This is a genomic window from Variovorax sp. GW821-FHT09B05 (genome assembly GCF_059418265.1).
Window position 1 is genome coordinate 303,309 of record NZ_JBWKPN010000008.1, and the last position, 24,447, is coordinate 327,755.

The 24,447-nt window shown below is 68.4% G+C and carries 23 protein-coding genes; 13 read left to right on the top strand and 10 right to left on the bottom strand.

The features are described from left to right. Positions 1-127: 127 nt before the first annotated feature. Positions 128-2,056, bottom strand: coding sequence for a DNA mismatch repair endonuclease MutL (gene mutL / locus AC07RM_RS22280; protein ID WP_495335905.1), 1,929 nt, complete (start codon positions 2,054-2,056; stop codon positions 128-130). 160 nt (positions 2,057-2,216) lie between these two features. Here mutL and AC07RM_RS22285 point away from each other — a divergent pair, with 160 nt between their 5' ends. Then, positions 2,217-4,004 carry an IlvD/Edd family dehydratase gene (locus AC07RM_RS22285; RefSeq protein WP_495335906.1) on the top strand — a complete coding sequence of 596 codons (1,788 nt, stop codon included), beginning with the start codon at positions 2,217-2,219 and terminating at the stop codon, positions 4,002-4,004. Between the two features lie 45 nt (positions 4,005-4,049). Continuing rightward, a complete protein-coding gene (locus AC07RM_RS22290) occupies positions 4,050-5,402 on the top strand; it encodes an MFS transporter (RefSeq protein ID WP_495335907.1) in 1,353 nt (450 codons plus the stop codon). A 7-nt stretch (positions 5,403-5,409) separates the two neighbouring features. On the opposite strand, the gene AC07RM_RS22295 is transcribed toward AC07RM_RS22290, so the two are convergent. The 3 genes from AC07RM_RS22295 to AC07RM_RS22305 all read right to left on the bottom strand — a co-directional run bounded on the left by AC07RM_RS22295 (position 5,410) and on the right by AC07RM_RS22305 (position 8,135). After that, on the bottom strand, positions 5,410-6,348 hold the full coding sequence (locus tag AC07RM_RS22295; RefSeq protein ID WP_296777219.1) for a LysR family transcriptional regulator: 939 nt from the start codon (positions 6,346-6,348) through the stop codon (positions 5,410-5,412). 13 nt (positions 6,349-6,361) lie between these two features. Further along, on the bottom strand, positions 6,362-7,576 hold the full coding sequence (locus tag AC07RM_RS22300) for a dienelactone hydrolase family protein (protein ID WP_495335908.1): 1,215 nt from the start codon (positions 7,574-7,576) through the stop codon (positions 6,362-6,364). Between the two features lie 61 nt (positions 7,577-7,637). After that, a complete protein-coding gene (locus AC07RM_RS22305) occupies positions 7,638-8,135 on the bottom strand; it encodes a GNAT family N-acetyltransferase (protein ID WP_495335909.1) in 498 nt (165 codons plus the stop codon). Between the two features lie 46 nt (positions 8,136-8,181). On the opposite strand from AC07RM_RS22305, the gene AC07RM_RS22310 reads away from it, so the two are divergent. Then, positions 8,182-8,844 (top strand): DedA family protein, encoded by a 663-nt coding sequence (locus AC07RM_RS22310; protein WP_093354573.1) that lies wholly within the window; start codon positions 8,182-8,184, stop codon positions 8,842-8,844. A gap of 81 nt (positions 8,845-8,925) precedes the next feature. Here AC07RM_RS22310 and AC07RM_RS22315 read toward each other — a convergent pair whose 3' ends face one another. The 3 genes from AC07RM_RS22315 to tsaE all read right to left on the bottom strand — a co-directional run bounded on the left by AC07RM_RS22315 (position 8,926) and on the right by tsaE (position 11,467). Further along, complete coding sequence (locus tag AC07RM_RS22315) at positions 8,926-9,210, bottom strand: YMGG-like glycine zipper-containing protein (RefSeq protein WP_057597702.1); 285 nt, start codon at positions 9,208-9,210, stop codon at positions 8,926-8,928. Positions 9,211-9,389: 179 nt separating this feature from the next. Then, positions 9,390-10,982 (bottom strand): N-acetylmuramoyl-L-alanine amidase, encoded by a 1,593-nt coding sequence (locus AC07RM_RS22320; protein ID WP_495335910.1) that lies wholly within the window; start codon positions 10,980-10,982, stop codon positions 9,390-9,392. Beyond that, entirely contained in the window at positions 10,979-11,467 is a 489-nt protein-coding gene (tsaE, locus tag AC07RM_RS22325) for a tRNA (adenosine(37)-N6)-threonylcarbamoyltransferase complex ATPase subunit type 1 TsaE (RefSeq protein ID WP_057597919.1), read from the bottom strand. The genes AC07RM_RS22320 and tsaE overlap by 4 nt, the downstream gene beginning before the upstream one ends. Here tsaE and queG point away from each other — a divergent pair. Then, positions 11,453-12,526, top strand: coding sequence for a tRNA epoxyqueuosine(34) reductase QueG (queG, locus tag AC07RM_RS22330; protein WP_495335969.1), 1,074 nt, complete (start codon positions 11,453-11,455; stop codon positions 12,524-12,526). The two genes, tsaE and queG, sit on opposite strands and share 15 nt — an antisense overlap. Before the next feature lie 42 nt (positions 12,527-12,568). On the opposite strand, the gene AC07RM_RS22335 is transcribed toward queG, so the two are convergent. Beyond that, positions 12,569-13,477 (bottom strand): LysR family transcriptional regulator, encoded by a 909-nt coding sequence (locus AC07RM_RS22335; RefSeq protein ID WP_495335911.1) that lies wholly within the window; start codon positions 13,475-13,477, stop codon positions 12,569-12,571. A gap of 89 nt (positions 13,478-13,566) precedes the next feature. Here AC07RM_RS22335 and msuE point away from each other — a divergent pair, with 89 nt between their 5' ends. The 3 genes from msuE (at position 13,567) to AC07RM_RS22350 (ending at position 16,299) form a co-directional block, all read left to right on the top strand. Then, positions 13,567-14,148, top strand: a complete 582-nt coding sequence (msuE, locus tag AC07RM_RS22340) for an FMN reductase (RefSeq protein WP_495335912.1) — start codon at positions 13,567-13,569, stop codon at positions 14,146-14,148. Positions 14,149-14,196: 48 nt separating this feature from the next. Further along, a complete protein-coding gene (locus AC07RM_RS22345; RefSeq protein WP_495335913.1) occupies positions 14,197-15,180 on the top strand; it encodes a DUF1852 domain-containing protein in 984 nt (327 codons plus the stop codon). 93 nt (positions 15,181-15,273) lie between these two features. Then, entirely contained in the window at positions 15,274-16,299 is a 1,026-nt protein-coding gene (locus AC07RM_RS22350) for a methionine synthase (protein WP_495335914.1), read from the top strand. 317 nt (positions 16,300-16,616) lie between these two features. Here AC07RM_RS22350 and AC07RM_RS22355 read toward each other — a convergent pair whose 3' ends face one another. Beyond that, entirely contained in the window at positions 16,617-17,534 is a 918-nt protein-coding gene (locus tag AC07RM_RS22355; protein WP_093354593.1) for an AEC family transporter, read from the bottom strand. 102 nt (positions 17,535-17,636) lie between these two features. Between AC07RM_RS22355 and AC07RM_RS22360 the strand changes: the two genes are divergently transcribed. Continuing rightward, positions 17,637-18,611, top strand: a complete 975-nt coding sequence (locus tag AC07RM_RS22360) for a tripartite tricarboxylate transporter substrate binding protein BugE (RefSeq protein WP_093354595.1) — start codon at positions 17,637-17,639, stop codon at positions 18,609-18,611. A 121-nt stretch (positions 18,612-18,732) separates the two neighbouring features. Further along, on the top strand, positions 18,733-19,644 hold the full coding sequence (gene xerD / locus AC07RM_RS22365) for a site-specific tyrosine recombinase XerD (RefSeq protein WP_495335915.1): 912 nt from the start codon (positions 18,733-18,735) through the stop codon (positions 19,642-19,644). A gap of 9 nt (positions 19,645-19,653) precedes the next feature. Here the strand turns inward: xerD and AC07RM_RS22370 are convergent, their stop codons facing one another. Next, entirely contained in the window at positions 19,654-20,553 is a 900-nt protein-coding gene (locus AC07RM_RS22370) for a LysR substrate-binding domain-containing protein (protein WP_208513310.1), read from the bottom strand. 223 nt (positions 20,554-20,776) lie between these two features. On the opposite strand from AC07RM_RS22370, the gene phnD reads away from it, so the two are divergent. From phnD to psrA, 4 genes are read left to right on the top strand one after another with little or no spacing between them, the layout of a single operon-like run. Then, a complete protein-coding gene (gene phnD / locus AC07RM_RS22375) occupies positions 20,777-21,640 on the top strand; it encodes a phosphonate ABC transporter substrate-binding protein (RefSeq protein WP_495335916.1) in 864 nt (287 codons plus the stop codon). Beyond that, positions 21,637-22,467, top strand: coding sequence for a phosphonate ABC transporter ATP-binding protein (gene phnC / locus AC07RM_RS22380; protein ID WP_431509514.1), 831 nt, complete (start codon positions 21,637-21,639; stop codon positions 22,465-22,467). Before phnD ends, phnC begins: the two co-directional genes overlap by 4 nt. A 26-nt stretch (positions 22,468-22,493) precedes the next feature. Beyond that, positions 22,494-23,285: a phosphonate ABC transporter, permease protein PhnE gene (gene phnE / locus AC07RM_RS22385; RefSeq protein WP_495335970.1), complete on the top strand. Its 792-nt coding sequence runs from the start codon at positions 22,494-22,496 to the stop codon at positions 23,283-23,285. Between the two features lie 28 nt (positions 23,286-23,313). After that, positions 23,314-24,417, top strand: a complete 1,104-nt coding sequence (gene psrA / locus AC07RM_RS22390; RefSeq protein WP_495335917.1) for an iron-containing alcohol dehydrogenase PsrA — start codon at positions 23,314-23,316, stop codon at positions 24,415-24,417. Positions 24,418-24,447: the final 30 nt, after the last annotated feature.

Here is a 24,447-nt window from a genome sequence, read left to right on the forward strand (position 1 = left end):
GGCGTCTTTGGCGAACTCACCATGCAACGTGCGTGCCCGCCATGCGGATGACGGCCCGAAACCCGGAAAAACCCTCAAAAAGCCGCCAATTGGCGGCTTTTGGGACGGCTTTTCGCGCGGATTCGGCTCAGCGGCCGCGCATGAACAGGGCGTCGAGCTCGCGGATCGAGAGCTGGCGCCAGGTCGGGCGACCGTGGTTGCACTGGTCCGAACGCTCGGTTGCCTCCATCTGGCGTAACAGGGCGTTCATCTCGTCGATCGTGAGCTTGCGGTTGGCGCGCACCGCGCCGTGGCAGGCCATGGTCGACAGCAGCTCGTTCTGGGCCCGCTGCACCACGGTGCTCGCGTCGTGCTGCGACAGCTCGGCCAGCACGCTGCGCGCGAGCTCGACCGGGTCGCCGTCGGCCAGCGTGCCGGGCACCGCGCGCACCGCCAAGGTGCGCGGCGAGAAGGGTGTGATCTCCAGGCCCAGCGTGGCGAGCACGGCGGTGCAGGCCTCGGCCGTGGCCACTTCCTGGGGCGTGGCGGCGAAGGTGGCGGGGATCAGCAGCGGCTGGCTCGAGATGGCGGCGCCGTCGAGCTGGGTCTTGAGGCGCTCGTAGACGATGCGCTCGTGGGCCGCGTGCATGTCGACCACGATCAGGCCCTGGCTGTTCTCGGCCAGGATGTAGATGCCCTGCAACTGCGCCAGCGCGCGGCCCAGCGGCCAGGCTTCGTCGTTGTGGGCCAGCGTCCGGGGCTCGGCCGCCAGGCCCGCGGGGGCCTGGAACGGCGCGGCCGGGGCCTGGGTGCCGAAGGCGGCGGCGGGCGCCGCGCCGACGCCGGAATCGGACAGCACGGGCCAGTGGGCCGAGGAGGCTTCGGGCGCCAGCAGGGTTTCGCTGGCGCGCCGCGGCCACATGGCCTCGAAATCGCCGGCGCCGCGCTCGGCGGCCCTGAAATTGATGGCGGGCTGCGACCACGAGCCGGTCGTGACCGGCGACACCGGCTTGAAGAAGGGCTGCTGCGCCTGGGCCGCCTGCGTGGCGTCGCCGGCGCGCGGCGCGGCCAGCGCGTTCTCGACCGCATGGCGCACCGCCTGGTGCACCTCGCGGCCGTCGCGGAAGCGCACCTCGATCTTGGTCGGGTGCACGTTCACGTCGACGCGCGCGGGGTCGATCTCGAGGTAGAGCACGTAGACCGGCTGGCGCTGGCCGTGCAACACGTCCTCGTAGGCGCTGCGCACCGCGTGCGACAGCACCTTGTCGCGCACGAAGCGACCGTTGACGTAGAAGAACTGGTGGTCGGCGCGCGAGCGCGCGGCATCGGGAATGCCGGCGCGGCCGACCACGCGCACCGGGCCGCCGACATGCTCGACCGTGACGCTCTGCGCCACGAAATCCTCGCTGAGCGCGTCGCCCAGGCGCTGTTCGCGCTGCTCGCTGGCGCGCCACTGCTCGACCAGCTTGCCGTCGTGCCAGACCGAGAAGCCCACGTCGGGCCGTGCCAGCGCATGGCGGCGCACCGCCTCGATGCAGTGGGCGAGCTCGGTGGCATCGGTCTTGAGGAACTTGCGCCGCGCCGGGGTCGCGAAGAACAGCTCGCGCACCTCGACCGTGGTGCCGCGCGAACGCGCCACCGGGCGCAGCTCGCCTGTGCGGCCGTCGAGCGACCAGGCGCCGTCGGCACCCACCGCGCGCGACTGCAGGCTCAGCTCGGCGATCGCGTTGATGGCGGCCAGCGCCTCGCCGCGAAAGCCCATGGTGCCGACCGTCTCGAGGTCGTTGAGGCTCGCGATCTTGCTGGTGGCATGGCGCCGCAGCGCCACCACGAGTTCCTCGCGCGGAATGCCCAGGCCGTCGTCCTCGATCGAGATCAGCCGCACGCCGCCGGCCGCCAGCCGCACCGTGACCTGCGTCGCGCCCGCGTCGAGCGCGTTGTCGAGCAGTTCGCGCACCACCGAGGCCGGGCGCTCGACCACCTCGCCCGCGGCGATCTGGCTGATCAGCTCGTCGGGCAGTTCGCGGATCGGGCGGCGTTCGGCAGGGGGGAGGGAGGAGGTGGGAAGGGCGCTCACCGAACCATTCTAGAAGCTGGCCCGGACCGGACCCCCCGGGCGGGGCATCGGCTGTATTTGCAGCGCTTATACGGCCTCGCAACCGATCTCATTGGCGCTCGCGCGGCGCTCTCCCTAAGCTCCGGCCGCTCCACGAGAACGCCCTTCGAGAAAGACCTCCATGACCCCCCGTCCCCTCCGTTCCGCCGCCTGGTTCGACAACCCCGAGCACAGCGAACTCTCGGTCCTCCATCTGGCCTGGTACCTCAACTACGGCCTGACGCGCGAGGAGCTGCAGTCCGGCCGCCCCATCATCGCGATCGCGCAAAGCGGCTCCGACCTGACGCCGTGCAACCGGCACCACCGCGAGCTCGCGCAGCGGGTGCGCGACGGCATCCGCGAGATGGGCGGCATCGCGATGGAATTCCCGATGCACCCGATCCAGGAAAACGGCCGCCGGCCCACGGCCGCGCTCGACCGCAACCTGGCCTACCTGGGCCTGGTCGAGACGCTGACCGGCTACCCGATCGACGGCGTGGTGCTGACCACCGGCTGCGACAAGACCACCCCGGCCGCGCTGATGGCCGCGGCCACCGCGAACATCCCGGCCATCGTGCTGTCGGGCGGGCCGATGCTCAACGGCTGGCACGACGGGCAGCGCACCGGCACCGGCACCACGCTGTTCAAGGCGCGCGAGCTGTTCGCCAAGGGCAGCATCGACTTTCCGGGCTATATCGACCTGGTCGGCTCCACCGTGCCCTCGATCGGCCACTGCAACGTGATGGGCACGGCCTCGACCATGAACGCGCTGGCCGAGGCGCTGGGCATGAGCCTGCCGGGCTGCGCCGCGATTCCGGCGCCGTACCGCGAGCGCGGGCAGATGGCCTACGAGACCGGGCGGCGCATCGTGCAGATGGTGCGCGAGGACCTCAAGCCCTCGGACATCCTCACGCGCGCGGCCTTCGAGAACGCGATCGTCGTCAACTCGGCGATCGGCGGCTCGACCAACGCGCCGATCCACCTGATCGCGATCGCCAAGCACGCGGGCGTGGACCTGGCCATCCAGGACTGGGAGAGCGTGGGGCTCGAAGTACCGCTGCTGCTCGACATGCAGCCGGCCGGCAAGTACCTGGGCGAGGAGTTCTACCGCGCCGGCGGCGTGCCGGCCGTGGTGGCCGAGCTGCATCGCCACGGCCTGATCCGCGAGGGCGCGCTCACTGTCACGGGCCGCACGCTGGCGCAGAACTGCGCGCAGGCGCCGGTGAAGGACACCGACGTGATCCGCCCCTTCGAGGCGCCGCTGCGACAGAACGCTGGCTTTCTCGTGATGTCGGGCAACCTGTTCGACAGCGCGATCATGAAGACCAGCGTGATCTCCGACGAGTTCAGGGCACGCTACCTGAGCGCGCCCGGCGACCCCGATGCCCTCGTCGGCCGCGCCATCGTGTTCGACGGCCCCGAGGACTACGAGCGCCGCATCGAGGACCCGGCGCTCGACATCGACGCCTCCTGCATCCTGTTCATGCGCGGTGTGGGGCCGATCGGGCACCCGGGCTCGTCGGAGGTGGTGAACATGCGCGCGCCCGCGCACCTGCTCAAGAGCGGCGTCTCGGCGCTGCCCTGCATCGGCGACGGCCGGCAGTCGGGCACCTCGGGTTCGCCCTCGATCCTCAATGCCTCGCCCGAGGCCGCGGCGGGCGCGGGCCTGGCGCTGCTGCGCACCGGCGACCGCGTGCGCGTGGACCTCAAGGCGCGTCGCGTCGACATGCTCGTGGACGACGAGGAACTGCGCTCCCGCGCGCGCCAGCTCGAGGCCGCGGGTGGCTACCCGATCCCCGCGAGCCAGACGCCGTGGCAGGAGATCCAGCGCGCGATGGTCGACACGCTGTCCGAAGGCATGGTGCTCAAGCCGGCCGTCAAGTACCAGCGCGTGGCGCAGACCGCGGGGATTCCGCGCCGCAACCACTAGCCAGAACGCGCTTCATCCCGAGAATTTTTTCAGGAGACAACAACGATGAATCCCTACAGCCCCCTGGTCGGCGCCGCCGTCCACAAGGCGCGCTGGCGCCTGCTGCCGATGCTGATCCTCATGTACATCATGTCGATCCTCGACCGCGTCAACGTCGGCTTCGCGAAGAACGCGCTGCAGATCGACACCGGCCTCAGCGACGGCGCCTTCGCGCTCGGCGCCGGCATCTTCTTCGTGAGCTACGCCATCTTCGAGGTGCCGAGCAACGTGATCATGACGCGCGTTGGTCCGCGCATCTGGCTCAGCCGGATCATGGTGAGCTGGGGCCTGGTGGCCTCGGCCATGATGTTCGCGACCACCGAGACCTCGTTCTACCTGCTGCGCTTCCTGCTCGGCATCGCCGAGGCTGGCTTCTACCCGGGCGTGCTGCTCACGCTGACCTACTGGTTCCCGGCCAAGGTGCGGGCGCAGGCCAACGGCATCCTGCTGTTCGGCTTCGCGGGCGCGCTGGTGATCGGCGGGCCGGTCTCGGGCGCGCTGCTCGAGATGCACGGCATCGGCGGGCTCAAGGGCTGGGAGTGGATGTTCCTGATCGAGGGCGCGATGGCGGTGGTGGTCGGCATCGCGGCCTTCTTCGTGATCGTCGACCGGCCGCATGCCGCGAAGTGGCTCGCGCCCGCGGAGCAGGACGCGCTGCAGGCCGTGCTCGACCAGGAGGCGGCGCAGAAGGCGGCCGGCAGCCCGCACACCGTGATGCAGACCTTGCGCAACCCGAAGGTGATGTTCTTCGCGCTGAACTTCTTCATCGTGCAGATCGCAGCCTATGGCCTGATCTTCTACCTGCCGAGCCAGGTGTCTCAGATCCTCGGCCAGAAGATCGGGCTGATGGTGGGCTTCGTCACCAGCATCCCGTGGCTGCTGGCGCTGTTCGTCGTCTATTTCGTCACGCGCTGGTCGGACCGGCACCACGAGCGGCGGCGCCTCACGGTGGCCTCGCTCTACACGGTGTTCGGCGTGTGCGTCTGCCTGTCGGCGCACGGCTCGCCGATCTTCGCGATCGCGGCCTTGTCGATCGGCGCCTCGACCTACCTGTCGGGCACGCCGATCTTCTATGCCTTCCTGTCGGAGCGCCTGTCGGGCCTGGGCATCGCCACCGGCATCGCGCTGGTGAATTCCATCGGCAACCTCGGCGGCTTCGTGGCGCCGAGCCTGCGCACCTATGTCGAGCAGAACCATGGCGGCTCGGCCGCCGGCCTCTACACGCTGGGCGGCGCGGCGCTGCTCGCGGCCTTGATGCTGGCGCTGATGCCCAGGGGCTGGCGCACGGTGGCCGCCGTGCCGCGCGAGGCCTCGCGGCCCGGCGCGGCGCTCGAAGGCTCCGCGCTGCCGCGCGCCTGAGGCCGGTTCAGAGCGATAGCCGCCAGGCGCGCGCCAGCGCCTGCATCGCGCAGTCGACCTCGGGGCGCCGCAGCGCGCCCGCGAGGCAGACGAAGCGCAGGTCGCTCTCGATGCCGACCTGGTCGGCGATCACCAGTCCGTCGCGCTGGCTGGCGCGCAGCGCCACCGCGTCGCGCGCCAGCGAGATGCCCACGCCCGCGCGCACCAGCGCGAGCATCGACGACTCCTGGTCGGCCTGCGCCGCCTTCTTCAGCACCAGCCCGCGCGCCTGCAGCACCGGCGCCAGCAGCCTCGAATGCGAGGAGGTCGCCGGTGCCAGCACCCAGGGCAGGCAGCTCAGGTCGGGCCAGTCGCGGCCCATCACCTGCGGTCCCCAGCCCGGCGGGCCGATCACCTGGTAGCTGAAGCGCGTGAGCACGGTCGAATGGAAGGCCTTGCCCTCGCTGCGGCGCGAGGCCGAGCTGGCCTGCGGCAGGTCGCTTGCATCGGGATCGCCGAGGTAGAAGCCGACGTCGACCTCCTTGTTCAGCAGCTTGGCCAGCACCTCGCCGCTGGTGCCGTGGTGCAGCTCGGTCTCGAGCTCGGGCGCCAGCGTCACCAGCTCCTTGAGCAGGCCGCTCAGGCGCGTGAACTCGGGGTCGAGGATGGTGCCGATGCGCAGCGCGCCGCGCACGCCGCCCTTCATGCGCTCGGCGGCGATCGCGAAATCGTTGAGGCCTTCGAGCGCGTGTTCCGCGTGGTTGAGCAGCGCCGCGCCGTCGCGCGTCAGCAGCAGGCCGGTGGGCGTGCGCTGGAACAGCTCGAGCTCGACCAGCGCGCCGAGCTCCTTGAGCTGCAGGCTGACCGCCGGCTGCGTGAGGAACAAGCGCTGCGCGCCCTTGGACACCGATCCCTCGCGCGCGACGGCCACGAAGGCCTGCAGCAGCCGCGGGTCGATCTTCTTCATGCGGCGCGTACGCTCAGGGCATCAGCGTGTTTGAAGGCAGTGTCTCGTCGAGCAACTTGCGTGCCGTCTCGATGCCGGCCACCGGCAGCAGCTTCGGGTCGAGCAGCCCCACCTGCACCAGCACGCTGGCTTGGTCCCAGTAGATGTGCTCGTGGTAGAGCTTGTCGCCGCGGAACTTGATGACCGCGAGCAGCGGCACCTCCACGCGCCGGCCCGTGGGCGCCACGCCCGGCAGCATCCACGGGATCTCGGTGGTGTGGGTGAAGGTGAACAGCAGCTCGTCGACCACCTGCGTCGCACCGACGGTGCGCGAGATCGAGGTCAGCGCGGTGTCGGGCGGATTGCTGTTGACGAAGTGGTTGGTATAGAAGGCGTGCAGGTTCTTGTAGCCCACGCCGCCGGTCATGGTCGGGATGTGGTTGACGTAGGGCTCGGCCACCATGGTCGACATGGTGTCGTCGACGTTGCGCGTGCCGAACTCGTACTCGCAGTGCTTGTCCCACAGCGCCGAGAGGTCGTAGTGCGGGCCGATCGCGGCCTTGAGCGCGGCGATGCTGCGCTCGTGCGCCATCAGCGCCGAGGGCTTGTGGAAGTGGTCGCCGCCCGCGCGCGCGAAGGCGTGGTCCACGCCCGGATAGACGTGCAGCGCCACCTTCGGATGGCCCTGGAGCGCCTGCACGATGCGCTCGCGCGCCTCGGGCGGGCAGAACTTGTCGAGCTCGGCCACGTGCAGCAGCAGCGGTTTCTTGATGTTCTTCGCTTCCTCGAGCGCCGCGTCGATGCCTACGCCGTAGTAGCCGACCGACACGTCGGCATCGGTGCGGCAGGCCGCGAGGTAGGCCAGCTTGCCGCCGAGGCAGAAGCCCAGCACGCCGGCCTTGCGTTCGACCACCTCGCGCCGGTCGCGCAGCACGTCGAGCGCGGCCTGGATGTCCTCCATGCCCTTGGCCTCGTCGAAGCCGCCGTAGAACTTGAAGGCCTGCTGCCAGTCGGCCTCGCTGTAGCCCAGTTCCACATCGGGCTGCTGGCGCCAGAACAGGTCGGGCACCAGCGCCACGTAGCCTTCTTCGGCGTAGTAGTCGGCCACGTCGCGCATGGTCTTGTTCACGCCGAAGATCTCCTGCGCGATCACCAGGCCGGGCCCGTGGCCCGAGGCCGGCACGGCGAGGTAGCCGCGGAAGCTGCCGCTGCCGTCTTTGGCGGCGAGCTGGATGTATTGACCTGTCATGGGTGTCTCCAAGTGGGGGTGGGTGAGTGGCGCTGCATGCGGCGCGCCCGGGCCCGAAGGCTCAGGCCGGCTGCAACTGCTTGTACATGACGAAGGCGTCGACGAAACCCTGCCGCGGATGCCGGAAGGCCCCTGGCAGCGTGCCGACGATGGCGAAGCCCAGCTTCTGCCAGAGATGGACTGCGGGCGCGTTGGCCGAGACCACGAAGTTGAACTGCATCGCGAGGAAGCCGCGTGCGACGGCCTCGCGCTGCGAGTGCTCGCACATCGCCGAGGCGACGCCCAGCCCGCGCGCCGCGTCGGACACCACGTAGCCGCAGTTGGCCACGTGCGCGCCCTGGCCCGGCTGGTTGGCCTTGAGCACGTAGGTGCCGAGCACCGCGCCCTGCGCATCGCAGGCCACGTAGGTGGCCAGGCGCGAGTTCAGCCACAGCGAGCGCGCTTCGTCCTCGGAAATGTCGGTCGCGAAGGTGTAGGTGTCGCCGCGGCGGAAGCTGGGCTCGAGCACCGACCAGATCGCGGGCCAGTCGGCGGTTTCGGCGAGGCGCAGTTGCAGCATGGGGTCTTCGGTCGGGGGGCGGACGCTGCAAGGATAATCCGCCCCCATGGAAATCATCAGCTTTCTCGTCGACTTCATCCTGCATGTCGACAAGCACCTCGAGGCCTTCGTCATCGCCTACGGCCCCTGGGTCTACGCGCTCCTGTTCCTGATCGTGTTCGTCGAGACGGGGGTGGTGGTGATGCCCTTCCTGCCCGGCGATTCGCTGCTGTTCATCGTGGGTGCGCTGTGCGGCGTGGGGTTGATGAGCTTTCCGATCGCCTGCACCTTGCTGGTGATCGCGGCCATCCTCGGCGACCAGTGCAACTACAGCATCGGCCGCTACTTCGGGCCCAAGGTGTTCCAGTGGGAGAGTTCGCGCTTCTTCAACCGCAAGGCCTTCGACCAGGCGCATGCCTTCTACGAACGCTACGGCGGCATCACCATCGTGCTCGCGCGCTTCATGCCCTTCATCCGCACCTTCGCGCCCTTCGTGGCCGGCGTGGCCGAGATGAGCCGCGCCAAGTTCAGCATGTTCAACGTCGGCGGTGCGCTGCTGTGGGTGCTGGGCATCGCGACCGCGGGCTACTTCTTCGGCAACCTGCCGCTGGTGCGCCAGCATCTCGACAAGATCATCTGGGCGCTGATCTTCGTGCCGGGCCTGCTCGCGATCTTCGGCGCCTGGCGCGCGGCGCGGGCCGAGAAGGCGCGCGCGCAGCAGGGCGCCTGAGGCCGTCCGCCCACGAAAAAAAGAGCGCCCCGCGGGGCGCTCTTTTCGTTCAGGCAGTGCGGGTGGCAAGCACCCGGCCGATCAATAGTTCGGGCCGTTGCGCGGGTAGTAGTTGCCCTGCGGGTAGCGCTGCTGGTTGTAGTAGTTGCGTTCGTCGGCATTGCGGCCGACCTGGTTGCCGATGATCCCGCCGATGGCGGCACCACCCACGGTGCTGGCGGTGTTGCCGCCGATCGCATTGCCGACCAGCGCGCCACCGACCGCGCCGACGCCCGTGCCCAGGTTCTGGTTCGGGCCCGACGCGCAGCCTGCCAGCGCCATCACGGAGGTGGCCGCCGCAGCGGCAATCCAGATGCGTGCTTTCATGATGTCCACCTTTCTGTTTAAAAAATCGATGGAGTGATCTTCTGCAAAACGGCGTTCCATCCTGTGTAGGAGCCCGCCGCGCCTGCCTGTGCGGGGCGCCGGGCCGCAGCGTGGGAAGGGGAGCCTGCGCGGGGTCGGCGCTGCCCACGCCGCCCTCTGAAAACAGGGCCGCAGACCGCTCAGAGCTGCCGGCTGCGCGCCAGCGGCGGGTTCTGCGCGAAATAGCGCTGGATGCCGCGCATCAGCGCATCGGCCAGGTCTTCCTGGTACTGCACGCGTCGCAGGTTGGCTTCTTCCTCGGGGTTGCTGATGAAGGCGGTCTCGACCAGCACGCTCGGGATGTCGGGCGCCTTCAGCACCGCGAAGCCGGCCTGCTCGACCTGGCCCTTGTGCAGCCGCGCGCCGATGCCCTTGATCTCGCCGAGCATCGCGCCGCCGAGCTTGAGGCTGTCGTTGATCTGCGCGGTGGTGCTCATGTCGAGCAGCGCGCGCTGCACCTGCGCCTCGTGGTTGCCGACGTTCACGCCGCCGACCTTGTCGGCGTCGTTCTCCTTGTTGGCGAGCCAGCGCGCGGCGCTGCTCGAGGCGCCACTCTGGCTCAGCGCGAACACGCTGGCGCCGCGCGCGGCCGGCGTGGTGAAGGCGTCGGCATGGATGCTCACGAACAGGTCGGCCTGCACGCGCCGCGCCTTCTGCACGCGCACGCCCAGCGGCACGAAGAAGTCCGCATCGCGCGTGAGGAAGGCGCGCATCGGGTTGCCGTTGATGCTGCTGGCGTTGATGCGGTCGCGCAGGCGGAACGCGACCTGCAACACGATGTCTTTTTCGCGCGTGCCGGCCGGGCCGATGGCGCCGGGGTCCTCGCCGCCATGGCCGGGATCGAGCGCGACGATGATGATGCGGTCGGTGCGACTGGTGGTGGCACCGCCGCGCGCGACCGCCACCGGCGGCGGTGGGGCCACGGGCCGGGGCGCGGCCGCGGGCGGGCTCGGCGGCATCGGCAGCGGGCGGTTCTCCGCGACCACCGGCGGCGGCGTCGCGGGGCCGGGCCGCATCGACTGCTGCGCCATGAGATCGCCCAGCGGATCCTGCGCGGGGGCCGGCGCGGTCGCAACGACGGGCGGGCGCGCGGGCGGCGCGACGGGCGTGGGCACGGGCCGCGGTGCCGGCACGTTGGGCGAGGGCCGCACGAGGATCGGCGGGCCGCCATCGGGTGCCAGACCCGAGGGCGGCGTCGCGGGCGGCGGCACCGCGGGGGCACTGGCCACCGAGGTGTCGTTGCCGCCGCTGGTGCGCGGGGCGTCGCGCAGGCGCTCGGTGATCAGCGCCTCCATCGGGTCGATGGCCTTCTCGGGATAGAGGTCGAGCACCAGCCGGTGCTTGTAGGCGGCGATCGGTGCGAGCGAGAACACCTGCGGTGCCACGGTCTGCTTGAGGTCGAACACGATGCGCACCACCTTCGGTGCGTTCTGTCCCACGCGCAGGCCGTTGATGTAGGGGTCGCCGGGCTTGATCTTGCCGACCAGCTCGCGCAGCTCACTGCTGAGGTCGATGCCCTCGATGTCGACCGCGAGCCGCGGCGGGTTGCCGACCACGAGCTGCTGCGAATGCAGGCGCACGTCGGACTCGATGGTCACGCGCGTGTAGTCGGCCGCGGGCCAGACGCGCACCGCGAGGATGCTGGCGCCGCGCGCGATCTGATGGACGCCGAGCACCAGCGCGAGGCTGCCGCCCTGCAGCAGCACGCGCCGCTTGAGGCCGCCCGCCTTCATGCGGCGGCGTGGGACAGCAGGTCGCCGCCGCGAGGTGTGTTCGCCAGGAGTGTCACGCTGCGTGTGTCGTCGGTCATTGCTTCGATTTTAATAGCTAGGTCCGCAATTGGAGTGCGCCCCGCCGCGTTTTCGGGCCATTCCGCCAGCTTGAGGCCCGGGCCCGCGAAGATGTCACGGAAGCCCGCGTCTTCCCATTCGCGCGGATCGCTGAAGCGGTAGAAGTCGAAGTGGAAGATCGCGAGGCCGTCGGGCGCCTCGTGCGGCTCGACCACTGCATAGGTCGGGCTCTTGATGCGCCCCGTGATGCCGAGCGCGCGCAGCAGGTGCCGCACGAAGGTGGTCTTGCCGGCCCCGAGGTCGCCGTGCAGTTCGACGAAGGCATCGCGCAGCGCGGGGGAGGCCGCGAGCGAGCGAGCGAAGGCCTCGGTGTCGGCCTCGTCGCGCCAGCGCATTTCTACAATCGGCAAGTGATCGTCAGCAGCCATCCACTCGTTGTGCGTATTCAGGCCTTGGCCCGGGAACTCGGATTCTCCCAAATCGGAATCGCGGGCGTCGATCTGTCGAGCGCCGAGGACGGTCTGATGCAATGGCTGGCCCATGGGTTCCATGGCGAGATGGATTACATGGCCGCGCACGGCACGCGGCGCGCGCGGCCCGCCGAGCTGGTGCCCGGCACCGTGAGCGTGATCACCGCGCGCATGGACTACCTGCCGCGCGACACCGATCCCGACTGGCAGGCGATCGAGTTCGAACGCCTGCGCCGGCCCGGCGAGGCGATCGTCTCGGTGTATGCGCGCGGCCGCGACTATCACAAGGTGTTGCGCAACCGGCTCGCGAAACTGGCCGAGCGCATCGCGCAGGAGGTCGGGCCTTTCGGGCATCGCGCCTTCACCGATTCGGCGCCGGTGCTCGAGGCCGAGCTGGCCTCACGCAGCGGGCAGGGCTGGCGCGGCAAGCACACGCTGGTGCTCGATCGCAACGCGGGCTCGATGTTCTTCCTCGGCGAGATCTATGTGGACATGGTCCTGCCCGAGAGCGAGCCGGTGAGCTCGCATTGCGGCAGTTGCAGCGCCTGCATCGACGTGTGCCCGACGCAGGCGATCGTGGCGCCGCGGCGGCTCGATGCGCGGCGGTGCATCTCCTACCTCACGATCGAGCATGGGGGAGCGATCCCGGTCGAGCTGCGGGCGTTGATGGGCAACCGGATCTATGGCTGCGACGACTGCCAACTGATCTGCCCGTGGAACAAGTTCGCGAAGAAGAGTTCGCTGGCGGACTTCGATGCGAGGGAAGGGTTGACGGGGCGAGGCCTGGCCGAGCTGTTTGCCTGGACCGAGGAGGAGTTCCTGCGCAGGACCGAGGGCAGTCCGATCCGGCGGATCGGGCATGAGCGCTGGCTGCGGAACATCGCGGTGGCGCTGGGGAATGCGCTGAGGGCCGGCGAGGAGGGGGCTCGCGAGGCCCTGGTGTCTCGCAAGGACGGTTCCAGTGCCTTGGTTCGGGAGCACGTGGAGTGGGCCTTGGGGGCCGCTGCTTCCGAATAGTTTTTTTGGGGATTGGCCGGCTGCGTTCGACCTCGGTGTCCGTCAGTCGGCTTCGCGCGCAACGGCGATGGCAGGCTGTCGGGCCAGTTCGATGAAGGCCCGCACGTAATCGATGGCGGTGTCCGCCTCGCGCGCCCCCAGGAAGATCTGCTTGGCGATGCCGCGCGGTCCGAGCCGCACCGGCACCACGTCCATCTTCTGCGCGTACTCCTCGACCAGCCAGCGCGGCAGCGCGGCCACGCCACGGCCGCTGGCCACCATCTGCAGCATGATGTCGGTGGTCTCGATGGCCTTGTGGCGCTTGGGCGTGACACCGGCCGGCAACAGGAAATGGTTGTAGATGTCCAGGCGCTCGACGTCCACGGGATAGCTGATGAGCACCTCCTCGGTCAGCTGCCGAGGCTTCACGTAGGGCGCCGAAGCCAGCGCATGGCCCTTGGCCACGACCAGCACCTGCTCGTAGTCGAACACGGGCTCGAACTTCAGGCCCGGCTTGTAGAGCGGGTCGGGCGTGACCAGCAGGTCGATCTCGTAGCCGAAGAGCGCGCCGATCCCGCCGAACTGGAATTTCTGCTTCACGTCCACGTCCACATCGGGCCATGCGGCCAGATAGGGTGAAACCACCTTGAGCAGCCACTGGTAGCAAGGGTGGCATTCCATGCCGATGCGCAGCGCGCCGCGCTCGCCCTGCGCGAACTGGCCCAGGCGCTCCTCGGCCAAGTCGAGTTGCGGCAGCACGCGGTTCGCCACCGCCAGCAGGTATTGGCCGGCCTGCGTCAGGCGCAGGCTTCGGCCTTCGCGCAGCCAGATGTCGGTGCCCAACTGCTGCTCCAGCTTCTTCATGCTGTGGCTCAGGGCCGACTGGGTCAGGTTCAGCACGCCCGCGGCGGCCGTCAGCGAGCCTTGCTGTTCGACCTGCCGAACGATGCTGAGGTGGAGGCGTTCAAGCATTCACATGACTCCTGCTCATGGATTGTTGAAATAAAACCATTTTACGTCATCGATTCCCCTGGCTAGCATCCAGCCGGATGAAAGAAGAAATGACACGTCCACTCCGTCTCGTCGCTGTTTCCGGCGGACTGCAACGCCCATCGAAGTCCGCCGCGCTGGCTGAGCACCTGCTGGAGCTGATCGCCGACGCGTTCCCTTGCGAACAGCGCCTGGTCGAACTCGGCCCACTCGCGCCGCAGTTCGCCGGTGCGGTCTGGCGCTCCCAACTGCCCGAAACGGTGGAACGGGAACTGGCGGCGATCGAACGAGCCGACGTGCTGGTGGTCGCAACGCCGGTCTACCGCGGCTCGTACACGGGACTGTTCAAGCACTTCTTCGACTTCATCGATCAGGACGCCCTGATCGACAAGCCCGTGCTGCTGGCCGCCACTGGCGGCAGCGAGCGTCATGCCCTGGTGATCGACCATCAGCTGCGACCGTTGTTCAGCTTCTTTCAGGCGCGCACATTGCCGCTGGGTGTCTACGCGACCGACAACGATTTCGTCGACCACCGCCTGCGGAACCAGGCCCTCATCGAGCGGTCGAGGTTGGCGGTCCAGCGGGCCTTGCCATTGCTCGAATTGCCGCGCCAAACCACGTCCTCCGCGGCCGAGGAAGTGGCTCTGGCCTGAAACAGGAATTCGTCTTCTCTCTCAAAAAAATCAGATCGCCGGATCCCAATGAACAAAGAACTCGCCTTCAACCTCAAGAGCATCCGCTTCGATGAGAACTACCAGCCATCGGACAGCACGCGCATCACCACCAACTTTGCCAACCTGGCCCGGGGAACGAGCCGGCAGCAGAACCTGCGCAACACCTTGAGGATGATCGACAACCGCTTCAACGACCTGGCGCACTGGGACAACCCGACGGGCGATCGCTACGCCGTCGAGCTCGAGATCATCTCCGTGGAGATGAGCCTGGATGGCGAGAGCGGCAATGCCTTGTTCCCGCTGATCGAGATACTGAAGACCTGCATCCTCGACAAGAAGACGAACAAGCGCATCGACGGCATCGCGGGGAACAACTTCTCTTCCTACGTGCGCGACTACGACTTCAGCGTGCTGCTCCCGGAATACAACGCCCATCGGGCTGAATTCGGCACGCCGGAGGATTTCGGCGACCTGCACGGAAAGCTGTTCCAGCAGTTCGCCAACTCGCGCATCTACAAGGAGCGTTTCGGCAAGCCGCCTGTCATCTGCATCAGCGCCTCGACCAGCAAGACCTATCAGCGGACCGGAAACCAGCACCCGGTACTGGGTGCCGAGTACCAACAGAACGAACTGTCCTCGACCGACCAGTACTTCGCCAAGATGGGGATGCAGGTTCGCTTCTTCATGCCGCCCAATGGCGTGGCGCCCCTGGCTTTCTACTTCCATGGCGACCTGCTGGGCGACTACACGAGTCTCGAGCTGATCGGCACCATCAGCACGATGGAAACCTTCCAGAAGATCTATCGCCCCGAGATCTACAACGCCAATTCCTCGGCCGGAACAATCTACAGCCCGAGCCTGAAGAACCAGGATTACTCGTTGACGCAGATCGTCTATGACCGGGAAGAACGCAGCCAGCTGGCGGTCAAGCAGGGGAAGTTCGCGGAGGAGCATTTCATCAAGCCCTACAGGAACGTTCTCGCGCAGTGGGTTGCCGACTGCGTTGTCTGACCCCCATCCCCATGCCATCGAGCGGCTGCGCGGCCCCACAGGCCCCGCAGTACGCTCGCCATCCCGTCTTCGCTTGAAAAAAGGAAACTCCAGATGTTCGAAACCTCCATCGCCGGCAGCCTGCCGAAGCCAGCCTGGCTCGCTGAAACCAACAAGCTCTGGCCTCAATGGGCGGCCGAAGGCGATGCACTGCGCCAAGCCAAGGCCGACGCGACCCTGCTGTGGATCAAGGCCCAGGAAGACGCGGGCCTGGACATCGTGTGCGACGGCGAGCAGTCTCGCCAGCACTTCGTGCACGGCTTCCTCGAGCAGGTCGAGGGCATCGACTTCGAGCACAAGGTGAAGATGGGCATCCGCGACAACCGCTACGACGCGATGGTGCCGCAGGTGGTTTCGGCCCTGCGCCTGAAGGGCCGCGTGCATGCCTTCGAGGCGCAGCTGGCGCGTGCGCACACGAAGAAGAAGCTCAAGTTCACCCTGCCGGGCCCGATGACCATCGTCGACACCGTGGCCGATCGCTTCTACGGCGACAAGGTGAAGATGGCCTTCGCCTTCGCCGAGTTGCTCAACCAGGAGGCCCTGGCGCTGCAGGCCGATGGCGTGGACATCATCCAGTTCGACGAGCCCGCCTTCAATGTCTACATGAAGGATGCCGCCGACTGGGGCGTGCAGGCACTCGAGCGCGCGGCGCAGGGCCTGACCTGCACGACCGCGGTGCATATCTGCTACGGCTACGGCATCAAGGCCAACACGGACTGGAAGAGCACCCTCGGCGAGGAATGGCGCCAGTACGAGACGGTGTTCCCCGCGCTGGCCAAGAGCCGAATCGATCAGGTGAGCCTGGAGTGCATCCACTCCCACGTACCGCCCGACCTGATGAGCCTGTTGGCCGGCAAGGACGTGATGGTCGGCGTGATCGATGTGGCCAGCGAAGCGATCGAGACCCCCGAGGAAGTGGCCGACACCATCGGCCGCGCCCTGCAGTTCGTTCCGAAGGAGCGCCTGTTCCCGTGCACGAACTGCGGCCTGGCCCCGATGGGCAGGGACGTCGCATGGCGCAAGCTCAAAGCCCTCGCAGAAGGCACCAAGCTGGCCAAGGAGCGCCTAGCCACGGCGTAACACCAAAAAGAAGGACGCGCCACGGCGCGTTGACCCTGATCCCCTCTGGCTGTGCCGAGGAGCGCAGGAGAAAGCGGGATCAGGGCCGCAGCTGTCTGAGCGCAACGAAGTGGAGCGAGTTCTGCGGACCCCCGCTTTCTCCGAGCACCGCAGGTTGCCCGCAGCGAAGCGGAGGGACACAGACAGTGGGGTCGCCTTCTCTTTGGTTACTTTCTCTTGGCGAGACAAGAGAAAGTGACTCGCCCGCCGGGGCGAGACCCGGCCAACGACCTCCGCACGACCAACAAAAAATGCAAGAAAAACAGCGGTCGAAGCATTCAACGAGGCAGCGCCAAGGCAAACGGCAAACTGACCACCCCCAACACCGTAGACATAGTCACCAACCCCGCCACAAACGCCCCGTTGTACCCCATCCTCTGCGCCAACACATAAGCACTCGAAGCCGTAGGAACCGCAGAAAAAGCCATCAACACAGAAGCCTGCGCCGCATCCAGCCGCAACCACCGCGCCAGCCCCCAGGCCACCAGCGGCAAGATGAAGTGCCGAATCGAAAGCACCGAAGCGGCCAGCACCTTCCCCCGCCCCAGCGTAGCGAACTGCATCCCAGCCCCCGCCGCCAGCAGCCCGAGCGCCAACGAAGCCGCCCCGATCCGCGACAAGGTCGGCGTGAGCCAGCCAGGCACCGTGAACCCCAGCACGTTCGCCAGCAACCCCGCCACCGTCGCCACGATCAGCGGATTGCGCACCAGCTGCCGCGCGAACCCGGTCTGCGCATGCCGCGTCATCGGCCACACCGCCGCGATGTTCATCATCGGCACGCACACCCCGATCAGCACCGCGATCAGCAGCAGGCCTTCGGGTCCCGCGAGCCGCTCGGCCATCGCGAGGCAGATGAAGGAGTTGAAGCGGAAAGCGACCTGCACGCTCGCCGCATGGTCGCGCCGATCGAGGTGCGAGCCGATGCCGGGCACCCAGGGCAGCGCATAGGCCAGCGCCACGCCGCACAGGCTCACGCCCACACCGGCCATCAGCAGGCTCGAGGTCGCACCGAAATCGAGCGGGCTGCGCACGATCGAATGGAACAGCAGCGTGGGAAAAAGAAAGTAGTAGACGAGGCTCTCGACCTGGTCCCAGACCTTGCGGTCCAGCGCGGTGTAGCGGCACAGGAGCCAGCCGATGGCGATCAGGGAGAAGTCGGGGAAAAGCAGCTGCGCGTAGTTCACCGCGCCGAGCATAAACCGCCCAAACCATGGGTATTCCACAGCCCGGGCCGCGGCGGCGAGCCGCTAGCATCGCTGCTTTCGCAATTTTCGTCCCCATCGTTCAAGGAGTAATCGATGCAACGTCGTCAATGGAGTGCCTTCGTCGGTGCCGCCGCGCTGGTCGCGGTCGCGGGCCCGGCCTTCGCCCAGGGCTATCCCAACAAGCCGGTCGAACTGAGCGTTCCCTTTGCCCCGGGCGGCACGACGGACATCGTGGCGCGCGTGGTGGCAGATCCGCTGGGCAAGGTGCTGGGCCAGCCGGTGGTGGTGATCAACCGCGCCGGCGGCGGCGGCATCGTGGGCGCGGCCGAGACGGCGCGCTCGGCGCCCGACGGCTACAAGCTCGGCGTGGCCACGGTGTCGAGCACCGCGGCCAACCCGGCCATCAACCCGAAGACGCCGTACGACCCGATCAACGACTTCACGCCGATCATCAACATCGCGGCCACGCCGAACATCATCGCGGTCAACCCGAGCTTCCCGGCGAAGAACTACGCCGAGTTCGTGGCCGAACTCAAGAAGAACCCCGGCAAGTACTCGTACGCCTCGTCGGGCACGGGCGGCATCGGCCACCTGCTGATGGAGCTCTACAAGAGCCTCACCAACACCTTCGTCACGCACATCCCCTACCGCGGCGCGGGCCCGGCGCTCAACGACGTGGTGGCCGGCCAGGTGCCGATCATGTTCGACAACATCCCCTCGGCCATGCCCTTCATCCAGAGCGGCCGCCTGATCCCGATCGTGGTGTCGGCGCCGCAGCGCCTGGCCGCGCTGCCGAACGTGCCGACCTTCAAGGAAGTCGGCCTCGAGCCGGTGAACCGCATGGCCTACTACGGCATCCTCGGCCCGAAGGGCCTGCCGAAGGAAGTGGTCGACAAGATCAGCGCCGGCGTGAAGAAGGCGGTGGAAGATCCGGCCGTGAAGAAGCGCATCGAGGACACCGGCTCGCTGATCGTGGCCAACACGCCCGAGCAGTTCTCGGCCCAGATCAAGGCCGAGTACGAGGTCTACAAGGACGTCGTGGCCAAGCAGAAGCTCAAGCTCGACTGAGCCTGCCCGATCCCGAAGGGGCCGTTCCCTGCAGAGGGGAACGGCCTTTTTTCATGGCCATCGCCATGGTTGTCGCCCAGGCTCGGCGCGGGGGCCGCGCTTTTTGCTATCTTGCCCACCCATGACCGAGGCCGCCGCCGCACCCACCCCCGACATCGACGAATTCATCGACGCCCTCTGGCTCGAGGACGGCCTGTCGAAGAACACGCTCGCCGCCTACCGGCGCGACCTCGCGCTGTTCGCGCACTGGCTCGACCAGCAACGCGGCGGCATGACGCTCGGCGCGGCGCAGGAGGCCGACCTGCAGGCCTACATGGGCGTGCGGCTGTCGGCCAAGGGCAAGGCCACCTCGGCCAACCGGCGGCTCACGGTGTTCAAGCGCTACTACCGCTGGGCGCTGCGCGAGCGCCGCATCGTGGCCGACCCCAGCCTGCGGCTGATGCCGGCGCGCCAGATGCCGCGCGCGATCAAGCTGCTGTCGGAGAAGCAGGTCGACGACCTGCTGGGCGCGCCCGACGTCGACACGCCGCTGGGCCTGCGCGATCGCGCGATGCTCGAGCTGATGTATGCGAGCGGGCTGCGCGTGAGCGAGCTGGTGTCGCTCAAGGTGATCGACATCAGCCTCAACGACGGCGTGCTGCGCGTGCTCGGCAAGGGCAGCAAGGAGCGCCTCGTGCCCTTCGGCGGCGAGGCGCGGCGCTGGATCGAGCGCTACATCGACGAGTCGCGCCCCGTGATCCTCGACGGCCAGCAGACGCCCGACCTGTTCGTGACCGCGCGCGGCGCGGGCATGACGCGCGTGATGTTCTGGGTCATCGTGAAGAAGCAGGCGGCCGCGGCCGGCATCCACGTGCCGCTGTCGCCGCACACGCTGCGCCATGCCTTCGCGACCCACCTGCTGAACCATGGCGCCGACCTGCGCGCGGTACAGATGCTGCTGGGCCATGCCGACATCTCGACCACCACCATCTACACCCACGTGGCGCGCGAGCGGCTCAAGCAGCTGCACGCGCAGCACCACCCGCGCGGCTGAGCCCCGCGCTCAGTGGCTCCTGCGCCGCCGGCCCTCGGGCGCGGCGGAGAGCGCGGGCGAGAGGGTGTCGAAGAAGGCGCTGACCATGCGCATGTCGCGCCGCTCGGCCAGGCACAGCGCGTGGGCCGAGGTGAAGATCTCGGTGTCGCTGATCGCCACGCGGTGCAGGTCGGGCGCGGGCACGTACTCGACCTCCGACACCGCGGCGATGCCCAGGCCCTGCAGCACGGCTTCGCGGATCACCTCGCGGCTGCCGATCTCCATCACCACGTCGGTCCGGATGCGCGCCTTGTCGAGCGCGAGCTCGAGCGCCTTGCGCGTGGTCGAGCCCTGCTCGCGCATGATCAGCCGCTCGCCCTCGAGCTCGGCCAGCCGGATCGCGCGGCGGCGCGCGAAGCGGTGCGAGGAGGGCACGAAGACCACCACTGGCTGCTTCATGAAGGGCACGGAGAGGAAGCGCTCGTCGCGCACCATCTGCGCGAGCACGCCCACGTCGGCGCTGTAGTCGAGCAACTGGTTCAGCACGTCCTGCGAGTTGCCGGTGCTCACCGTCACCTTGATGCCGGGATAGCGCTGGTTGAAGTCGACCAGCATCTTCGTCACGTGGTAGGGCCCCACGGCCGCCACGCGCAGGTGGCCGGTGCGCAGCTCGCCCGCGTCGCCCAGCAGGTTCACGGCGTCGGCCTCGAGGCTGAAGATCTGCTGCGCGAGCTGCATCAGCTGCTCGCCCATCACCGTGAGCTGCACGCGCCGGCCGCGGCGGTGGAACAGCTCGACCTTGTAGGCCTCCTCGAGAAAGCGCACCTGCGTCGTGATGGTGGGCTGGCTCACGTGCAGGCTCTCGGCGGCGCGCGTGAAGCTGCCTTCGCGGGCCACCGCGAAGAAGGAACGAAGCTGGGTCAGGCGCATGCGGTGGCTCCGGAAAAAGCGGAATTCTCGATGAATCCGACTATAGGTTCATTGAATACATCGACGAAAAAATTTGAATTGGATCGATGAATGGGCCGGTGATGTACTCGCCGCCAGGCGCTCCAGGTCGGCACCCAAAAGACGACCGGAACGCCACGAATCCCCGGGCCGCCATGACGGCGGCGCGGGGGACCGGAACCGCAGAAGACTGGAGACACAGATGATGAAACGCAGAAGCTTGCTGTTCGGAGCTGCCGCCGGCGTGGGCGCGGCCTTCCTTCCACCGGCGAGGGCGCAGCAGGCGCTCACGGTCGGGCTGATTCCTTCCGAGGATTCGCGCGCGATGATCGCCAACAGCCAGCGCATGATGGACATGCTGGCCCAGGGCCTCGGCATGCCGGTCAAGCCCTTCGTGGCGGCCGACTACAACGGCGTGATCGAGGCGCTGCGCTCGAAGCGGCTCGACGTGGCCTACCTCGGCCCGTTCTCGTACGTGCTGGGCACCACGGTGGCCGACATCGAGGCCTTCGCGGTCGCCGAGACCAAGAAGGCCGGCCGCACCTTCTATTACAGCCAGGTGGTGGCCCACAAGGACAGCGGCATCAAGAGCGTGAAGGACCTCAAGGGCCGCACCTTCGCCTTCGTCGACCCCAGCTCCACCTCGGGCCACCTGTTCCCCAAGGCCGGGCTGATGAAGGCCGGCTTCGATCCCGACAAGGACTTCGGCCGCGTGATCTTCTCGGGCTCGCACGACTCGAGCGCGATCGCAGTGCAGAACCGCAAGGTCGACGCGGCCGCCATCGCCGACCGCATCCTCGATGCCGCGGTGGCGAAGGGGCTGGTCAAGCGCGAGGACCTGGTCGAGGTCTGGCGCTCGGAGCCGATCCCCGAGTCGCCCACGGTCTGGCGCAAGGACCTCGGCGCCGATCTCAAGCAGCGCGTGCAGGCGGCCTTCCTGCAGGTGAGGGACATCCCCTGGTCCGACCAGGGCCTGCTCAACGGCTTCCATCCCACCAACGACGCGGCCTACAACGTGATCCGCGACACGGCCAAGATCCTGAAGCTCGACCTGGGGAAGATGAAATGATCGAGATCCGCGGCCTTTGCAAGCGCTACGGCGACTTCACCGCGCTCCACCAGGTCGACCTCGCGGTCGGCAAGGGCGAGTTCGTCGTCATCCTCGGTGCCTCGGGCGCCGGCAAGTCCACCCTGCTTCGCTGCATCAACCAGCTCGCCGAGCCCACGCAGGGCGAGGTACGCGTGGACGGCGCGCCCGTGCGGCGCGATCGCGCGGGGCTGCGCCGCGTACGCCGCGACGTGGCGATGATCTTCCAGCACTACAACGTGGTGCCGCGCCTGTCGGTGCTGAAGAACGTGCTGACCGGACGCCTGGGCTCGATGCCGGCGCTGGCCTCGTGGTTCCAGGTCTTTCCGGCGCGCGACATCGCGATCGCGCGCGAATGCCTGCGCCGCGTCGAGCTCGACCACAAGGCCGACCTGCGCACCGACACGCTCTCGGGCGGCCAGAAGCAGCGCGTGGGCATCGCGCGGGCGCTGGCGCAACGGCCCAAGGTGATCCTGGCCGACGAACCGGTGGCCAGCCTCGATCCGAAGACCTCGCGCAAGGTGCTGAACTACCTGCGGCAGGCCAGCCGCGAGGATGGCATCACCGTGATCTGCAACCTGCACCAGGTCGACTACGCGCGCGAGTTCGCGCAGCGCGTGATCGGCGTGGCGGGCGGACGCGTGGTGTTCGAGGGCCGGCCCGATGAGCTGACCGACGAGGTGCTGCAGCGCATCTATCCGGGCGGCCTCGAGCCCGACCCCGGGGAACCGAAGGAAGACGCGGCCGTGGCCGCGGCGCACGCGCCGGCGCTGCCGCCGGTCCAGCAACTCGCCCTGGAGCAGCCATGATCGCGATCGGACGCTAAAACCTGTTGATCGCCCGCAGCGGCGGCAACCCCGGCTGGTGGAAGTACCTGGTCGCCGCGGCGGCCGGGCTCGGCGTGCTCTGGTGGGCCGCGATCGGCGCGCAGGTGAGCTTCGGCGAACTCGCCAAGGGCATGCCCTGGATCGCCGACTTCCTCGGCCGCATGCTGCCGCCCAACTGGGAGTTCATGGGCAAGCTGGTGAAGCCCGCCATCGAGACGGTGCAGATCGCGCTCTGGGGCACGCTGCTGGCGGTGGTGCTCGCGGTGCCGCTGTGCTTCTTCGCGGCGCGCAACATCTCGCCCAATCCGGCGGTGTTCCATGCGATGCGGCAGGTGCTCAACATCACGCGCGGCATCAACGAGATCATCCTCGCGCTGATCTTCGTGGCGGCCGTCGGCCTCGGGCCCTTTCCCGGCGTGCTGGCGCTGGCGCTGCATGGCGCGGGCATGCTCGGCAAGTTCTTCGCCGAGTCGATCGAGGAGATCGACCAGGGGCCGATCGAGGCGCTGCGCTCCACGGGCGCGGGCCCGATCCAGACCATCGTCTTCGGCGTGATCCCGCAGGTCGTGACGGCATGGATCGGCGTCATCGTCTACCGCTTCGAGACCAACCTGCGCCAGGCCACCGTGCTGGGCATGGTGGGCGCGGGCGGCATCGGCTTCGAGCTGGTGGGCAGCATGAAGCTGTTCCAGTACCAGGACACGGCGACCTGCATCCTGGTCATCGTGGTCATGGTGATGACCGCCGACTACCTCTCGACCCGGCTGCGCGCCTGGATCCAGCAGGGCAGCCGTTCCTGAGGCCGCGCGCCGACGACCGACCCCGACCATGACCTTCCACTACTTCAACCCCGTGCAGAGCACGTACGGGGCCGGGGCCCTGTCGTCCCTGCCGAAGCTGCTCGCGGGCCGCCGCGCCGCGCTGGTGACCTTCCAGGAGGCCCGCGCGATCGGCCTGCTGGGCCGGCTCGAGGCGGTGCTCGGCGATGCGCTGGCCTGCGTGATCGACAACGTGCGGCCCAACCCCGACGTGGCCGAGCTGGCCGCGACCTACGCGCAGTTCTGGCGCGCGCATCCGCAGGTGGAGGCGATCGTAGCGGTCGGCGGCGGCAGCGCCATCGACACCGCGAAGGCGCTGATGGTGGCGGGCGAGGGCGCGCGCTTCGACGACCTGGTGGCCGGCCTGGCCGGCGAGCGGGCCTTCGTGCCGGTGCACGCCAAGATGCTGATCGCCGTGCCGACCACCGCGGGCACCGGCAGCGAGGTCACGCCCTGGGCCACGATCTGGGACCGCGGCCGGCAGCGCAAGTATTCGCTGCACCTGGCGCAGACCTGGCCGCGCCATGCGCTGATCGATCCCGAGCTGATGCTGTCGTTGCCCGCGGCGGTCACCTTGCAGAGCGGGCTCGATGCGCTCTCGCATGCGCTCGAGTCGATCTGGAACGTGAATGCCAACCCGGTGTCGGACACCTTCGCGGTGGCCGCGGTGCGCGACACGCTCGAGGTGCTGCCGCAGCTGATGGGGCGGCTCGACGACGTGGCGCTGCGCGGGCGCATGGCGCTGGCCGCGCTGAAAGCGGGCATGGCCTTCTCCAACACCAAGACCGCGCTGGCGCACTCGATCTCCTATGAGATGACGCTGCGCTACGGCCTGCCGCACGGCATCGCCTGTTCGTTCCCGCTGCCGCTGGTGCTCGAGCGCGCGATCGGCCGGCGCGCCGACCGCGACGCGGTGCTGGCGCAGGCGCTGGGCCTGCCGCTCGCGGAGGCGCCGCGCCGGCTCGCGGCCTTCATCGAATCGCTGGGCGTGAAGACCCGCTTCGCCGACTACGGCGTGGGCGAGGACGAGGCGCGGCGGATGCTGCTGCAGGCGCTGAGCGGCGCGCGCGGGCGCAACTTCATCGGCGGCGCGATCGCGCAGGACACCGCCTGAGCAGGCGGGGCGCGGCGAATCCCGGGTCGC

Bases quoted from the DNA above. Each gene is read 5' to 3' on its own strand.
- AC07RM_RS22285 (WP_495335906.1), top strand. From the start codon at position 2,217: ATGACCCCCCGTCCCCTCCGTTCCGCCGCCTGGTTCGACAACCCCGAG.
- AC07RM_RS22290 (WP_495335907.1), top strand. From the start codon at position 4,050: ATGAATCCCTACAGCCCCCTGGTCGGCGCCGCCGTCCACAAGGCGCGC.
- AC07RM_RS22295 (WP_296777219.1), bottom strand. From the start codon at position 6,348: ATGAAGAAGATCGACCCGCGGCTGCTGCAGGCCTTCGTGGCCGTCGCG.
- AC07RM_RS22300 (WP_495335908.1), bottom strand. From the start codon at position 7,576: ATGACAGGTCAATACATCCAGCTCGCCGCCAAAGACGGCAGCGGCAGC.
- AC07RM_RS22305 (WP_495335909.1), bottom strand. From the start codon at position 8,135: ATGCTGCAACTGCGCCTCGCCGAAACCGCCGACTGGCCCGCGATCTGG.
- AC07RM_RS22310 (WP_093354573.1), top strand. From the start codon at position 8,182: ATGGAAATCATCAGCTTTCTCGTCGACTTCATCCTGCATGTCGACAAG.
- AC07RM_RS22315 (WP_057597702.1), bottom strand. From the start codon at position 9,210: ATGAAAGCACGCATCTGGATTGCCGCTGCGGCGGCCACCTCCGTGATG.
- AC07RM_RS22320 (WP_495335910.1), bottom strand. From the start codon at position 10,982: ATGAAGGCGGGCGGCCTCAAGCGGCGCGTGCTGCTGCAGGGCGGCAGC.
- tsaE (WP_057597919.1), bottom strand. From the start codon at position 11,467: ATGGCTGCTGACGATCACTTGCCGATTGTAGAAATGCGCTGGCGCGAC.
- AC07RM_RS22335 (WP_495335911.1), bottom strand. From the start codon at position 13,477: ATGCTTGAACGCCTCCACCTCAGCATCGTTCGGCAGGTCGAACAGCAA.
- msuE (WP_495335912.1), top strand. From the start codon at position 13,567: ATGACACGTCCACTCCGTCTCGTCGCTGTTTCCGGCGGACTGCAACGC.
- AC07RM_RS22345 (WP_495335913.1), top strand. From the start codon at position 14,197: ATGAACAAAGAACTCGCCTTCAACCTCAAGAGCATCCGCTTCGATGAG.
- AC07RM_RS22350 (WP_495335914.1), top strand. From the start codon at position 15,274: ATGTTCGAAACCTCCATCGCCGGCAGCCTGCCGAAGCCAGCCTGGCTC.
- AC07RM_RS22355 (WP_093354593.1), bottom strand. From the start codon at position 17,534: ATGCTCGGCGCGGTGAACTACGCGCAGCTGCTTTTCCCCGACTTCTCC.
- AC07RM_RS22360 (WP_093354595.1), top strand. From the start codon at position 17,637: ATGCAACGTCGTCAATGGAGTGCCTTCGTCGGTGCCGCCGCGCTGGTC.
- xerD (WP_495335915.1), top strand. From the start codon at position 18,733: ATGACCGAGGCCGCCGCCGCACCCACCCCCGACATCGACGAATTCATC.
- AC07RM_RS22370 (WP_208513310.1), bottom strand. From the start codon at position 20,553: ATGCGCCTGACCCAGCTTCGTTCCTTCTTCGCGGTGGCCCGCGAAGGC.
- phnD (WP_495335916.1), top strand. From the start codon at position 20,777: ATGAAACGCAGAAGCTTGCTGTTCGGAGCTGCCGCCGGCGTGGGCGCG.
- phnC (WP_431509514.1), top strand. From the start codon at position 21,637: ATGATCGAGATCCGCGGCCTTTGCAAGCGCTACGGCGACTTCACCGCG.
- psrA (WP_495335917.1), top strand. From the start codon at position 23,314: ATGACCTTCCACTACTTCAACCCCGTGCAGAGCACGTACGGGGCCGGG.